Here is a 12,586-nt window from a genome sequence, read left to right on the forward strand (position 1 = left end):
GGCCGGTATCTTCCCACCGCTGTCCGGGCTCTTCGGGCAGGTCAACGGGGAGAAAAGAATATGTCTACGGCCATGCGCGCCGGTTTGTCCGTCGTGATGCTCGTCGGTTTCTACGTACTCGGCCTCGTCCAGTTCGCCGCCGCCCTGCTCGGCGTCCTCTGGATCTGGGGCCACTTCAGCGGCCTCGCCGCCGCCAAGTTCAGCTGGATCCTGCTCGGCGCGGTCGGCGCGATCGCGGCCGGACTCTGGCGGGCGCTCCGGGCCCGGCCCGACGAGCCGCACGGCCTGATCCTCACCCCCGAGCAGGCGCCCGAGCTGTGGGCCACGGTCCGGGAGATGGCCGACGAGGCCGGCACCCGAGCCCCGGACGAGATCCGGCTGGTCCCCGAGGTCAACGCGGCGGTCAGCGAGGACACCAGGCTGCTCGGCCTGATCGCCGGGACCCGCCGCCTCTACATCGGCATGCCGCTGCTCCAGACGTTCACCGTCGACCAGATGCGCTCGGTGCTCGCCCACGAGCTCGGCCACTACTCCGGGTCGCACACCCGGATGGCGGAGATCGCCTACCGCGGGCGGCTCGCCATGCACGAGACCCTCAGCCGGGTCGGGAAGTGGAACGTCTTCGGCTGGGTCTTCAAGGGGTACGGCTACCTGTATCTGCTGGTGAGCAACGCCGTCGGCCGTCGCCAGGAACTCGAGGCGGACCTCGCGTCGGTCCGGGTCGCCGGTGTCGACGCCGCCGTCAGCACCATGCGGGACCTGCCGGTCGTCGCCTCCGCCTGGAACTTCTACTTCGGAAACTACGTCGCGTACGGGTGGGAGATCGGGTACGCCCCGGACGACATCTTCGGCGGGTTCGGCCGGCTGTACGCCGCCCGTACCGAGGAACTGGCGGAGTTGCGCGACGAGGAACCGGACTCGGAGACGTCCCGCTGGGACTCGCACCCGGCGCCCGGCGAGCGGATCGCCGCCATGCGGGCCGCACCGGCCTCCGAACACCCGACCGACGGCCGTCCCGCCTCGGTGCTGCTGCCCCAGCTCGGCGGCGCCGCCCTGGAACTGCAGAGCGAGGTCATCGACTTCGGTACGCGTACCGTCCTGTCCTGGCCCGACTTCACCGCCGCCTCACTGATCGCGATCGGTCAGCGCCGTGCCGACCGGGTGTTCCGTGCGGCCGCCCGCCGGCTGGGGGTCCCGGAGGCCGGACTCGCCGAGGTGCTCGGCCTGGTCGAGGCCGGCCGTCTCGGTGAGCTGGCCGCCGAGTTCGCCCCGAACGTGAGCCGCGAGGAGGCGGCCACCCGGTTCGCCGCCGTGCTCGACGACCTGTTCGAGCTGGCCGCGGTACGTTCCGGCGCGGCCGTCTGGAAGCACTCGTGGTCCGAGCCGGCCCGGCTGGTCGACGCGGCCGGCGAGCCGGTCGACTACAGCCCGATCGCGAAGCTGGCGGTCGCCCCGGAGACGCTCGGTGAGGCCCGGGCGAAACTGGCCGAGGCCGGCATCGAGGTCGCGGCGGCCCGGGTGGTCGAGACCAAGGCCACCGCGAGCGGCGCGGACGTGATCGGCGCGCTGCCCAACGTGCGGGCCGGCGACGACGAGACCGACCTGATCCTGCTGACCCGCGGCATGGTGCTGGTGCCGGCCCCGAAGGACACCAACGAGGGCGAGAAGCGGGTGGCGGCGCTGGTCGCGGCCGGGCCGGAGCGGCTGGCCGCGCACTACCGCTTCGTGGCGTACGAGGACGTGGCGGCCGCACAGATCGTCAAGACGGTGCCGATGAACGTGGTGCTGAGCCTGCACGACGGCACCTCGCTGACCCTCAAGGAGCGCTGGACCAGCGACACGATCGGGGACAGCCGGGACATCTTCGAGAAGGTCCTGAACCGGATCAACGAGCGCGCGAACGCCTAGGGCCGGCATTACTGTCGTCGGATGCGGACGATCGATTGGGTGAACGGGGCCGTCGAGATCATCGATCAGACGGCCCTCCCCGGTGAACTGCGGATTCTCCGGCTGCACACGGTGGGGGAGCTGATCGCGGCCATCCAGTCGCTGGCGGTCCGGGGTGCTCCCGCGCTCGGTGTGGCCGGGGCCTTCGGGGTCGCCCTGGCGGCCCGGATCCACGCCGACGACCCGGCCGCGCTCGAGGCGGCCGTCCACCGGATCGAGAACGCCCGGCCGACCGCGGTCAACCTGGCCGGTGGCGCCCGGCGTGCCGCGGGCCGGCTCGGGCAGGGACCGGACGCGGTGCTGGCCGAGGCGTGCGCGATCCGGGACTCCGAGATCGCCGCCTCCGAGGCGATGGCGGCCCGCGGCGCGGATCTGGTGACCGAGCTGTGCGGGGAGCGGGCCCGGCTGCTGACCCACTGCAACACCGGCGCGCTGGCCGCGGTGACCGTCGGCACCGCCCTCGGGGTGGTCGGCGAGCTGCACCGGCGGGGCCGGCTGGGCGGGGTGATCGCCAGCGAGACCCGGCCGCTGCTGCAGGGCGCCCGGCTCACCTCCTGGGAGCTGAGCAGCTGGGGCGTCGAGCACCGGGTGGCGGTGGACTCGGCCGGCCCGTTCCTGATGGCCCGCGGCGAGGTGGACGCGGTGATCCTGGGCGCCGACCGGATCTGCGCCGACGGCGACGTGATCAACAAGATCGGGTCGTACTCGCACGCTCTCGGCGCCCGTCGTGCCGGCATCCCGTTCATCGTGGTCGCGCCGGAGTCGACGGTCGACGTCGCGACCGCCACCGGCGCGGACGTGGAGATCGAGGACCGTGGTTCGGCCGAGGTCACCGCGTGGAGCGAGGCGGTGAACCCGGCGTTCGACGTCACCCCGCACGACCTGGTGACCGCGATCGTCACCGACCGGCGGGTGATCCGGCTCGACCACGGCGAGAAGCTCTAGGACTTCGTCCAGGGCTTGAGCCAGGCGGTCTCCGGCCACCCCTCGGCGGCCGCCATCAGCGGGTACGCGGAGGCCCCGTCGACGGTCTCCCGGATGACGTCGGCGTGCCCGGTGTGCCGTGCGGTCTCCTGGATCAGGTGCAGCAGCACCCACCGCAGGGACCAGAAGTCGGCGTCCCGCGGGTTCCACGGCACCGAGTGGTCGATCGGCACCGGGTGATCGAGATCGGCCAGCCCGGTGACGGTCTTCTCGGTCTCGGCGGCGATCCGGTCGTACCCGGAAAGGATCTCCTCGATCGTCTCGTCCTCGGCCATCACGAAGTTCGCGGCGTAGGCCGCGTAGTCCACCGGCTGCGCCTCGCCGCGCACGGTGGTCATCCAGCTCTCCTCGGTCGCCGCGCAGTGCTTGATCAGCCCGGCGACGCTGAGCGTGCTGGCCGACGGGGTGGCTCGCAGCTGCTCCGGCGTGAGTCCGAAAGCGGTCAGCCGCAGCACGTAGCGCATCTGGGCGAGGTAGGCGAGCAGACCATCCTGCTCATCGGTGACGGGACGGACCTGACCAGGCATGACGGGCTCCTTCGTGGGTGTCTGCACACCACGCTAGGAGCGATTGCGGCCACTTTCCGGCCGCAGGGCGAGAACGTCGCCGTCGCCCACCGATGTCACCCATCCGCCGGACCGTCCGAGCGCCAGCAGCGGCTCGATCTCGGTCACGACGGTCTCCGGACGGCCCGGTGCGGCCGGCCACGCCTTGCGGGCCCGCTCGCCCGGCTCCAGGTGCGGGATCAGGGCCGACACCGGATCGCCGGTCGACAGCGCGTCCGCCATCGCGGTGAGGTCGTCGATGATCGATCGCAGTCGTCGATGCACCGCGCTCGCGTTGCCCCCGCACATCGCCGCGGTCAGTGCGGCGCGCGTCGCCGCCACCCGGGTGCCGTCCCGGAAGGAACCCGCCGCGAGCGCGCCGGCCAGCGGATCCGCCGCGATCGGCGCGGCCAGCGCCGCAGCCACCAGGTGTGGCACATGACTGATGCCGGCCACCGCGTCGTCGTGCTCGTCGGCGGTCACCGGCACCACCCGCGCGCCCATCCCGGTGAACAGCCGGGCCAGCGTCAGCCAGTCGCCCAGGTCGGTGCCGTGCGGCTCCAGGCAGAGCACCCAGGCACACCCGGTGAACAGATCAGGATCGGACGCGGCGAACCCCGAGGTCTCCTTGCCGGCCATCGGGTGCCCACCCACGAACCGGCGGATCCCGTGTTTCGCCATCAGGTCCCGCACCGGGCCCTTCACCGAGGTCACATCGGTCACCAGGCCGTCGTGCCCGGCAAGCTCCGGCAGCACCTCGTGCAACACCGTGAGGGGTACGCCCACAACAGTCACGTCGGCGCCCTCGACCGCCGCGCCCACCGTCTCGGCGACCCGGTGACCGGCCGCGCGGGCCGCCTCCCGGGTCGCCGGGTCCACGTCGAAGCCGGTCGTCTCGTGGCCGGCCGCCGCGGAGGCCCGCAGCAGCGAGCCGCCGATGAGACCGAGACCGATCACTGCTGTCCGCATCGTCACGCCTTGCAGTCGTTCTTCTTCTCCCAGGCGGCGACGGTCGCGACCGGGCTCTTCCGGCCGCCGTTGCGCCACGACTTGAGGAACGTCGCCGGCCAGATCACCCCGCGCCGCACCTTCCAGTCGCCGGTCTTCGCGCACGGCGGCGAGATGCCGTAGTGCACGTGGCAGACGTTGTTGGCGTTGCCGGTCTTGCCGCTCCTGCCGAGCAGCTGGCCGGCGGTCACCCGGACGCCCGCCTCGATGCCGGACTGCACCTTGCTCAGGTGCGAGCCGTAGTAACGCACGCCGTCGTCACCGAGGATCGAGACCGACAGACCACCGTTGTTCGGACCGTCGGCGCTGCCCTCGACGTAGTTGTCCGCGCGGCTCGTCTCCAGAACCACGCCGCTGGTGGTGGCGACGAAACGCTCACCGCAGTCGACGAAGATGTCGGTCGCCGGGTACTTCGAGTGGGTGGTGTGGAAATCCACGTTCGACGCGTCCACCGGGAAGACGTACTTCACCTCGGTGGTCGCCGGCGGCGCCGGGGACGTGCTCGGCGGGGCGGAGGAGGTGGCCGGGTCGGCGGTGGTGGCGCTCGGCGCGGGCACGGCGGCCGATCCGGCCGCCGGGGCCGAGGCCGGGGTGCTCCCCGAGGGCTGCACGAACAGCGGCGTGGAGGCCGTGGAGACCGCACCGCCGGAGGAGCCGCAGGCGGTCAGGCAGACAGCCGCGGCGGTCAGGCCGGAGAGGGTACGGAGGAATCGCACCGCGCCATCCTGACAGAACCCGGGACGGTCCGCCGACCTCGCGACGATCCTCACCGGCCGGCGCCACGACGGCGCCGGTGTGGCTACGCTGCATCGAGGGACGCGAGACCGGCCGTGTGAACGGCGGAGAGGGGCGACGGATGGCCGACGGGCAGCAGGGCCCCTGGACGACGGCCGCCCCGCCGGCGGGTTACCTCCCGCCACCGCAGCGGCCGCTTCCGCAGTCCGCGCCGTTCGCCGTGCCGCCACCGCGCCCGGTCTACCGCGAGGTGCACCGGGTGACGGCCCTGCCGGTGCTCGCCGGGCTGGCCGGCACCACGGCCTGGTTCGTCCTCTTCGGCGCCCTCGGCGGCTCCCTCATGTCGTACGCGTGGTGGACGATCGGCGCCGCCGCGAGCGCCTGGCTGGTGGCCGTGGTCCTGAGCCTGCTCGGCGATCGCGGGGTGGCCGTCGGCATCGCCGTGGCCAGCGGTTTCGGCCTGTCCCTGGCGATGGTGTTCGTGGCCCTGCGCTGGATCGGGACGTACGACTTCCCGCTGTGGTGAAGCGGCGCGCTCATCGACCCTTGACGAAAGCCGCACGACTCCTTCACGCTCGGCACCATGGCCCCCTCGCCGTACCGGCTCGACCCGGAACGCTGCCGCCGCCGGCTGGAGCTGCTGGCGGCTCTCGCCCACGCCAAGTCGGTGCGTGATTCCAACCCCTTCCAGCGGGTGCACGGCATGCGGTTGCGTGAGCTGATCGCCACGCGGCGTCGCCCCGCCAACTGACTTGACCTCCCTCAAGGCGTGGCGCGATGCGCCCGCCGCGCCACCCGCTACCGTCAGGCGCTGAGGAACAAGAGTCGTGTTGGGGGAATCGTGTCGATTTTCGCTGCCGCCGTCGCCCGGGGCAAGAGCGGTTGGACGGCGTCGGAGCTGGAGCTTTCGGGCCTGGCGGACATCGACGAGGTCGTGGACGCATTGCGGGACACCGAGGCGGACGCGGATCTCGCGTTGCTGTTCGTCGAGAGCGATGACGAGTACCTTGCGATCCTTCGCCTGGACGAGGGCGAGGACCTGAGGGTCTTCGGTTCGGACTCCGCCTACGCGGAGGAGTCGCGGATCGGTGCGGTGCTGCTGGGTGAGGTGGAGAACCCGGCGCTCGGTGTGGACGACCTGGCCACCACCGACGACGAGGACAACGGCACCCCGGTCGATCCGGACGCCGACCCGGTCGGTGACGCCGAGCTGCTTGCCGATCTGGGGGTGACCGCGCAGCGCCTGCTGGCCCTGTGCGGCATGGAGGGCATGCTGCCGTCCGACATCACCGCCGAGATCTGCCAGAGGATCGGCTGTGGTGACGAGATGGAGGAGTTGCGCGAGGCGTGAACCGTCGCGTGCGACACGAGGAATGGATGCGGCGGGCGATGTCCGTCGCGTCCTCCTCGCCGGAGGACGTCCCGGTCGGGGCGATCGTGCTCGGGCCGGACGGCGCCGAGATCGCGGCGGCCGGGAACGAACGGGAACTCACCGGTGACCCCACCGCGCACGCCGAGGTGCTGGCGCTGCGCCGGGCGGCGGAACGGCTCGGCACGTGGCGTCTGGAGGGCTGCACGCTCGTCGTGACGCTGGAGCCGTGCACGATGTGTGCCGGGGCGATCGTGCTGGCCCGGATCGCCGTCGTGGTCTTCGGCGCCTGGGAGCCGAAGACGGGCGCGGTGGGCTCGCTGTGGGACGTGGTGCGCGACAACCGGCTCAACCACCGGCCCGAGGTGTACGCCGGCGTACTGGAGTCCGAGTGCGCGCGGCAGTTGCGGGACTTCTTCCGCTGAGAGCGCGGTGGACCACCTCGGCCCGTGCGGGCGAGGTGGTCCGGCCGTACCCCGGAGGACTTAAGCGATGGCGGTCGCGAGACCGATCTTGACCATGTTGCTGAAGCCCTTCTCGCGCTGTGCCGAATCCATCGCCTCGCCACGCTTGATGTGGTCGCTGACGGTGAGGACGGTCAGGGCCTTCGCGCCGTAGCGGGCGGCGATCGTGTAGATCGCGGCGGACTCCATCTCGACCGCGAGCACGCCGTAGTCGGCCAGCGAGTCGTAGAGGTCGGGGCGGTCGGTGTAGAAGGCGTCGGCGGCCAGGATCGGGCCGACCCGGATCGGGGTGCCCTGCGCCTCGGCGGCCTCGACCGCGGTGCGCAGCAGGCCGAAGTCGGCCACCGGGGCGTAGTCGATCAGGCCGTCGAACCGGGACCGGTTCATGTTGGAGTCGGTCGCGGAGCCGATCGCGGCGACCACGTCACCCAGGTGCAGGTCGGGTGCGAGCGCGCCGCAGGAACCGATTCTGATCAGCGACTTCACGCCGTAGTCGTTGATCAGCTCGTGGGTGTAGATGGAGGCCGACGGCATGCCCATGCCGGAGCCCTGCACCGAGACCCGGACGCCCTGCCAGGTGCCGGTGAAGCCCAGCATCCCGCGGACCTCGGTGTAGCAGACCGCGTCCTCGAGGAACGTCTCGGCGATCCACTTCGCCCGCATCGGGTCACCGGGCAGAAGCACCCGCTCGGCGATGTCTCCCGGCTTGCCGCCGATGTGCACGCTCATGCCAGATCTCCGTTTCGGTAGTTCATGTCGCCGATCTTGCCAGGTCAGCGCGGTGGCGCAGGGTTATGGGTGACCCGGCGTCAAGCGCGCTCCGGCGTCAGGTAACGTACGTACCGGTGGCGTGTCCGAGCGGCCTAAGGAGCACGCCTCGAAAGCGTGTGAGGGTTTACGCCCTCCGAGGGTTCAAATCCCTCCGCCACCGCCAAACCGGAAGCCCGGTCCGTCGAGGACCGGGCTTCCGGCTTTTCCGGGCCGGTTCGGCTCGTTGATTACCCTCCGTGTTTCTCGGCGGGTTCCCCCACACGCACGATCGGTGGATCGGCCGTTCGGTCGTTCTCCATGATCAGCGGTGCTCTTGTAACGTATGTGTTTCCTGGGGGTATCACATTGCTCGGTCACCGAGAGTGCTCGATCGGGGACGGCCCTGCGACGTAGGGTGTAGCGCAAGTCACCGGAGCCAATTACACCGGATCAGACAATGTGGTTCCGACCGGGCGGCGAGAAACTTTCACAGGATCGCCCCACCCAGATACTTCGATATGTGTCCTAGATTTGTCACGTGAGAGTTGAGCATCACTGGTGGAATGGGGACCTCCGTCTTCAGCGGCGGGACGTCTACGTCCGCACGGACGGCGTCAGCTGGGAGGTCGAGGCACAGTTGGGCGGCCCCGACGGGAAGTCCAAGGTGCAACAGTGTCCCGGCCGGGCATCCGCGATGATCCTGGCCGACGCGTGGCGTGGTCCACGCTGGCGGTGGCGCGAGCTCTGACCGAGCCCGCCAAGAGCCTGGGCTGCGCCGTTCCTGCTTGACTGTCTCGGCCAGCCTTACGAGAGAGCCGGACCCGAACGGGTCCGGCTCTCTCGTGCATTCCTGCGCCGGCGTCGTGCTTCCGGGCGCCCGCGGTCCATGATCCCGACGCACGCTCTGTCCGATGTGTGGCGAAATAATGGATCTAGGCTGAGTTCCCATCGACGGGTAGGAAGCCATCACCATGCAGGCCACAGTCACCGATCACCGCTCCGACGTCGCCGTGCTGCACCTTCGCGGCGAGTTGGACGCCGACACCGCGGCGCAACTCCAGCGCGAGCTCGACGTCCTGCTGGAGCGCCCGGTGCCGAGAATCGTCGTGGACCTCACCGCACTGAAGTTCTGCGACTCGATCGGGCTGAGCGCGTTCATCACCAGCAAGGAGGTGATCGCGGCGCGCGGCGGCTGGTTGAGCTTCGCGGCGGCCAGCCCGTTCCTGGCGCAGCTGATGGAGACGGTCGGTCTAGCCCGTTATTTCGCTATTTTTCCTGAGGTGGACGACGCCATAGCGGCCGCCCAACTGTGAGTGTCCTGTGAGGTCGTTACGGGTCCGTAGTCGCCTCCGGCCTGGATCTTCCCGCATCATGGGACATCAATAGGCGGACATTGACTCCGATGACAAGATCCGTGCTACATGGACACGCACGGGGGAGTCGTCGTGAGACGCACAGTGGCCGCATGGATCGGTGCGGCTTTGACATCGGGTTTCCTGGTCGGCATACCGGCCGCTCAGGCCGCCGCCGCTCCGGTCGCCCGGGTCGACATTCCGGCGAACTGCACACCGGTCTCCGACCAGGGCCTGATCGACGGCGGATACCGCGGATCGCTCGCTGAGGGCGAGACGGACTGCCTGACACTCGACACACCGGCCGGCGCACGGATCAACGTGCTGACGGCCTGGCGGATCTACCGCGGCGCCGAGGTCACCACCGCCGTGGTCGACGCCGACGGTGCCGCCGCCTGCAGCGGCACCAACTGCACGCTGAGCGGGCCGGCACCGTACCGGGTGCTGGTCACGGCCGGCGCGGGCGGTGGCAGCGTCGACGACTACGGCGTGGCCGTCCAGCGGATGGACCAGCTCGGCGACTGCGCGGTCCTGCCCCGCGGTGGATACGGCGACACCGTCGGCGCGACCCCGCGGTTCGGCGCCGACCGGTTCGCCACCTGCTACACCATCCCGGCCTCCGCGCAGGCGACCTCCGAGATGGTCAGCATCGCGACGCTGACGACCACGGACGTCGCGCCGCGGGCCGGAGTCGCCCTGACAGTTCGGGACAGCGCCGGCACGATCGTCTGCGGCAACGCCTCGTCGGACGTGGCGGCACGGGTCGCCACCAAGACCTTCCGGTGCCGCTTCGACGCCGGCAAGGCGTACACCGCGGTGCTGGTCAGCAATCGCTACGACGCGACCTTCCGGATCACCCGCAAGCCGACCGTCGGCGCCGCCTGCCAGACCGTCGGCACCACGCTCGGCGGGCCGGCCACCACCGGCGCCCGCACCGCCACCGACGACCTCGCCTGCTACCGGTTCCCGGCCACGGCGAAAGCCAGCTACTGGGTCTCCGGCGGCGGCTGGGTCACCGACGGCACCGGCGCCTTCAAATGCACCAGCACCCCATGCCGGGTCACCGGATCCAGCTCCTACCAGGTGATCATGCCGGCCGGCGCGGTCGGCGGATACCGGCTGAACACCTGGAACCTGGGCACCCCGGACCAGCCCGCCGAAGCCTGCACCCGCCAGCTCACCGGAGCGCCCGGCGGATTCGGGCCGTTCACCGGGACGCTCGACGCGAGCCGGACGGCGTACTGCGCGGCGGTGCCGCTCAACGAGCCGACCCACCGGTTCGCGCTGACCGCCACCAACACCGGAGGCGGCAGCGAGCTCCCGGAGACGTACTACCTCAAGGCCACCGACAGCACGGACAGCTCTCCGCTGCCCTGCGACCGGGCCTGCGGCATCGACAACCAGTCCGGGTACGGCCTGCTGCTGATCACCGCCGGCGCGAGCACCGCGACGATCCCGTTCCGGGCGACCACCACCTGCGAATACCAGCCGTGCGCCGACGAGCCGTTCAGCGTGACGATGGTCGACCAGCCGGACACGATCAACGACAACCCGGTGCCGCTGTACTTCGTGGGCACCTCCTTCGACCCGGCCGACCGGGTCGTCCTGACCCGCGCCGGCCAGAAGCCGATCACCGCGGTGGTCCGGAACGTCAACAACTTCCGCACCGCGCTCACCGTCGAAGCCGACATCACCGAGGCGCAGGCGGGAACCTGGGACGTCACGGTCACGTCCGGCCTGCGGGGCACCACGGCGACGCTGAAGGGCGCGGTCCGCGTCTCGGCCGCACTGCTGCGTTCGACCAAGGCGCCGACGATCAGCGGGACCGTCCGGGTCGGCGCCACCGTGAAGGCGGTCACCGGCACCTGGACCCCGGCGGCGACGTCCTACACCTACCAGTGGACGTCGAACGGCGCGGCCATCAAGGGGGCTACCGGGGCGGCGTACGCCATCCCCGCCGCCCAGCGCGGCAAGCGCCTCGGGGTGACCGTGACCGCCAAGCGCACCAACCGTGGATCCTCCGCCGTGGCCTCGGCCGCGACGACGGTGGCCTACGGCATCGCGCCGGCCGCGACCAAGAAGCCGAAGATCACCGGCACGGTCAAGGTGGGCAAGAAGGTGAAGGTCTCGGTGGGTGCCTGGTCGCCCTCGGCGACCTCTTACGCGTACGAGTGGAGGGTCGCCGGCAAGGTCGTCGCCCGCACGTCCACGCTGACCCTGAAGAAGGCCTGGTCCGGCAAGAAGCTGACGGTGACCGTGATCGCCAGGCGCACCGGCCACACCGACGGCAAGGCGGTCAGCGCGACCGTGACGGTCAAGAAGAAGTAGCGCACCGCACCGACACAGAAGGCGAGGGCCGGCTCCGATCAGGAGCCGGCCCTCGCCCGCACTGTTTTCGTGACCGAGAATAGTCCCGGGCTTTCTCGCTGCCGGTGCCCACCCGCTCACCGCACGCGAACCCGAAGGTGGTAGTGACTCGCTGTCAGAAGGCTCTGCTGCTCTTCAGGCCGAGATGCAGGGCCAAGGCGTCGCGGAGTGGTTCGTGCAGGCTGTTCGGAAGGCGCCCGAGCTGCCGCCCGATGCGCGCGACGTCGACAGCCCGGATCTGTTCCACCTGAATCTTGGACTCGGTCGAGAGGCCTGTCATATCGTGATCGGCGGCGATCAGCACCTGGAACGGATAGACCTTACTGACGTTCGAGGTGATCGGTGCGACCGTGACGACGCCGCGCCCCCACCGCTCCGCCGCCTGGTTGGCGCCGTCGTTACTGACGACCACCGCGGGCCGAACCTTGTCGGCCTCGCTGCCGACCACGGGGTTCAGATCGACTCGCACGATGTCGCCCCACTTCATGACAAGGGTCCGTCGGCGGTCGTGGCATCCCACAGCTCGGCGTCAGGTGAGTCGTGCCATTCGGAGAACGCCGCCGCGTACTGATCGGCGAGTTGCCGGTCACGCAGAAGGGCGACGGCCTCGTGAAGGGTTGCCGACCGGTTCGTCCCCTGCTCGTCGAGGAACCTGACATCCTCCTCAGGGAGGCTGACGCTAATCTTCATAGCAGGATGCTACTTGCGGTAGGACCAAGATTGCCACCGCGGCGAAGGTGGCGGACACAGCAAGAAGGCCGGACCCTGGGGGTCCGGCCTCACTCGTGTTGCTGGCGGAGGATACGAGATTCGAACTCGTGAGGGGTTTCCCCCAACACGCTTTCCAAGCGTGCGCCCTAGGCCACTAGGCGAATCCTCCGTGGGCCAGAGTACAGACCTTCGTACGTTAGCTCACGCACGGGGGTCCCACTCGGGGGCTGATCTCGGAGAGGGTAAGGTGGCGGGCAGCCCCTCGTGCGGCGTGTATCTCGTGAACCTCCCCAGGGCCGGAAGGCAGCAAGGATAAGCGGGCTCTGACGGGTGCACGAGGGGTCCTTTGCGTTC

At 70.3% G+C, this 12,586-nt stretch carries 15 protein-coding genes, 2 tRNA genes and 1 other RNA gene; 11 read left to right on the plus strand and 7 right to left on the minus strand.

The window, feature by feature from the left end:
* The first annotated feature begins 60 nt into the window (after positions 1-60).
* Both QSK32_RS27305 and mtnA read left to right on the plus strand, forming a co-directional pair.
* Complete coding sequence (locus tag QSK32_RS27305) at positions 61-1,908, plus strand: M48 family metallopeptidase (protein ID WP_045747221.1); 1,848 nt, start codon at positions 61-63, stop codon at positions 1,906-1,908.
* A 21-nt stretch (positions 1,909-1,929) separates the two neighbouring features.
* The gene (mtnA, locus tag QSK32_RS27310) at positions 1,930-2,892 is read left to right on the plus strand and encodes an S-methyl-5-thioribose-1-phosphate isomerase (protein WP_045747220.1); all 963 of its coding nucleotides are present in this window, start codon (positions 1,930-1,932) and stop codon (positions 2,890-2,892) included.
* Here the strand turns inward: mtnA and QSK32_RS27315 are convergent.
* Genes QSK32_RS27315 through QSK32_RS27325 form a run of 3 tightly spaced genes read right to left on the minus strand, consistent with a single transcriptional unit; the run spans position 2,889 to position 5,200 of the window.
* Positions 2,889-3,458, minus strand: coding sequence for a DinB family protein (locus QSK32_RS27315; RefSeq protein WP_045747219.1), 570 nt, complete (start codon positions 3,456-3,458; stop codon positions 2,889-2,891). The two genes, mtnA and QSK32_RS27315, sit on opposite strands and share 4 nt — an antisense overlap.
* A gap of 33 nt (positions 3,459-3,491) precedes the next feature.
* Complete coding sequence (locus QSK32_RS27320; protein ID WP_285473537.1) at positions 3,492-4,445, minus strand: prephenate dehydrogenase; 954 nt, start codon at positions 4,443-4,445, stop codon at positions 3,492-3,494.
* Between the two features lie 2 nt (positions 4,446-4,447).
* Entirely contained in the window at positions 4,448-5,200 is a 753-nt protein-coding gene (locus tag QSK32_RS27325) for a M23 family metallopeptidase (protein ID WP_285473538.1), read from the minus strand.
* 140 nt (positions 5,201-5,340) lie between these two features.
* Here QSK32_RS27325 and QSK32_RS27330 point away from each other — a divergent pair, with 140 nt between their 5' ends.
* The 4 genes from QSK32_RS27330 (at position 5,341) to QSK32_RS27345 (ending at position 7,013) form a co-directional block, all read left to right on the plus strand.
* A complete protein-coding gene (locus QSK32_RS27330) occupies positions 5,341-5,745 on the plus strand; it encodes a hypothetical protein (RefSeq protein ID WP_052721132.1) in 405 nt (134 codons plus the stop codon).
* A gap of 57 nt (positions 5,746-5,802) precedes the next feature.
* Complete coding sequence (locus QSK32_RS27335; RefSeq protein WP_169792549.1) at positions 5,803-5,970, plus strand: hypothetical protein; 168 nt, start codon at positions 5,803-5,805, stop codon at positions 5,968-5,970.
* Between the two features lie 90 nt (positions 5,971-6,060).
* Complete coding sequence (locus QSK32_RS27340) at positions 6,061-6,570, plus strand: tRNA adenosine deaminase-associated protein (protein ID WP_045747216.1); 510 nt, start codon at positions 6,061-6,063, stop codon at positions 6,568-6,570.
* A gap of 8 nt (positions 6,571-6,578) precedes the next feature.
* A complete protein-coding gene (locus QSK32_RS27345; RefSeq protein ID WP_425394689.1) occupies positions 6,579-7,013 on the plus strand; it encodes a nucleoside deaminase in 435 nt (144 codons plus the stop codon).
* A 60-nt stretch (positions 7,014-7,073) separates the two neighbouring features.
* Here the strand turns inward: QSK32_RS27345 and deoD are convergent, their stop codons facing one another.
* A complete protein-coding gene (gene deoD / locus QSK32_RS27350; protein WP_045747214.1) occupies positions 7,074-7,781 on the minus strand; it encodes a purine-nucleoside phosphorylase in 708 nt (235 codons plus the stop codon).
* A 115-nt stretch (positions 7,782-7,896) separates the two neighbouring features.
* On the opposite strand from deoD, the gene QSK32_RS27355 reads away from it, so the two are divergent.
* The 4 genes from QSK32_RS27355 (at position 7,897) to QSK32_RS27370 (ending at position 11,482) form a co-directional block, all read left to right on the plus strand.
* Positions 7,897-7,986, plus strand: a tRNA-Ser gene (locus QSK32_RS27355).
* 354 nt (positions 7,987-8,340) lie between these two features.
* Positions 8,341-8,550, plus strand: a complete 210-nt coding sequence (locus QSK32_RS27360) for a hypothetical protein (protein WP_083449600.1) — start codon at positions 8,341-8,343, stop codon at positions 8,548-8,550.
* A gap of 223 nt (positions 8,551-8,773) precedes the next feature.
* Complete coding sequence (locus tag QSK32_RS27365; RefSeq protein ID WP_045747213.1) at positions 8,774-9,115, plus strand: STAS domain-containing protein; 342 nt, start codon at positions 8,774-8,776, stop codon at positions 9,113-9,115.
* Between the two features lie 132 nt (positions 9,116-9,247).
* A complete protein-coding gene (locus QSK32_RS27370; protein WP_157411494.1) occupies positions 9,248-11,482 on the plus strand; it encodes a hypothetical protein in 2,235 nt (744 codons plus the stop codon).
* 154 nt (positions 11,483-11,636) lie between these two features.
* Here the strand turns inward: QSK32_RS27370 and QSK32_RS27375 are convergent, their stop codons facing one another.
* From QSK32_RS27375 to QSK32_RS27385, 3 genes are all read right to left on the minus strand, one after another.
* Positions 11,637-12,008 carry a type II toxin-antitoxin system PemK/MazF family toxin gene (locus QSK32_RS27375; RefSeq protein WP_285473539.1) on the minus strand — a complete coding sequence of 124 codons (372 nt, stop codon included), beginning with the start codon at positions 12,006-12,008 and terminating at the stop codon, positions 11,637-11,639.
* Positions 12,005-12,211: a DUF8778 family protein gene (locus QSK32_RS27380; RefSeq protein WP_045747210.1), complete on the minus strand. Its 207-nt coding sequence runs from the start codon at positions 12,209-12,211 to the stop codon at positions 12,005-12,007. Before QSK32_RS27380 ends, QSK32_RS27375 begins: the two co-directional genes overlap by 4 nt.
* 102 nt (positions 12,212-12,313) lie before the next feature.
* Positions 12,314-12,401, minus strand: a tRNA-Ser gene (locus QSK32_RS27385).
* An 84-nt stretch (positions 12,402-12,485) separates the two neighbouring features.
* Here QSK32_RS27385 and ffs point away from each other — a divergent pair.
* An RNA gene (gene ffs / locus QSK32_RS27390) (signal recognition particle sRNA small type) lies at positions 12,486-12,582 on the plus strand.
* Positions 12,583-12,586 lie beyond the last annotated feature (4 nt).

The organism is Actinoplanes sp. NBRC 101535 (assembly GCF_030269225.1).
GTDB lineage: Bacteria > Actinomycetota > Actinomycetes > Mycobacteriales > Micromonosporaceae > Actinoplanes > Actinoplanes rectilineatus.

Bases quoted from the DNA above. Each gene is read 5' to 3' on its own strand.
- QSK32_RS27305 (WP_045747221.1), top strand. From the start codon at position 61: ATGTCTACGGCCATGCGCGCCGGTTTGTCCGTCGTGATGCTCGTCGGT.
- mtnA (WP_045747220.1), top strand. From the start codon at position 1,930: ATGCGGACGATCGATTGGGTGAACGGGGCCGTCGAGATCATCGATCAG.
- QSK32_RS27315 (WP_045747219.1), bottom strand. From the start codon at position 3,458: ATGCCTGGTCAGGTCCGTCCCGTCACCGATGAGCAGGATGGTCTGCTC.
- QSK32_RS27320 (WP_285473537.1), bottom strand. From the start codon at position 4,445: ATGCGGACAGCAGTGATCGGTCTCGGTCTCATCGGCGGCTCGCTGCTG.
- QSK32_RS27330 (WP_052721132.1), top strand. From the start codon at position 5,341: ATGGCCGACGGGCAGCAGGGCCCCTGGACGACGGCCGCCCCGCCGGCG.
- QSK32_RS27335 (WP_169792549.1), top strand. From the start codon at position 5,803: ATGGCCCCCTCGCCGTACCGGCTCGACCCGGAACGCTGCCGCCGCCGG.
- deoD (WP_045747214.1), bottom strand. From the start codon at position 7,781: ATGAGCGTGCACATCGGCGGCAAGCCGGGAGACATCGCCGAGCGGGTG.
- QSK32_RS27365 (WP_045747213.1), top strand. From the start codon at position 8,774: ATGCAGGCCACAGTCACCGATCACCGCTCCGACGTCGCCGTGCTGCAC.
- QSK32_RS27375 (WP_285473539.1), bottom strand. From the start codon at position 12,008: ATGAAGTGGGGCGACATCGTGCGAGTCGATCTGAACCCCGTGGTCGGC.
- QSK32_RS27380 (WP_045747210.1), bottom strand. From the start codon at position 12,211: ATGAAGATTAGCGTCAGCCTCCCTGAGGAGGATGTCAGGTTCCTCGAC.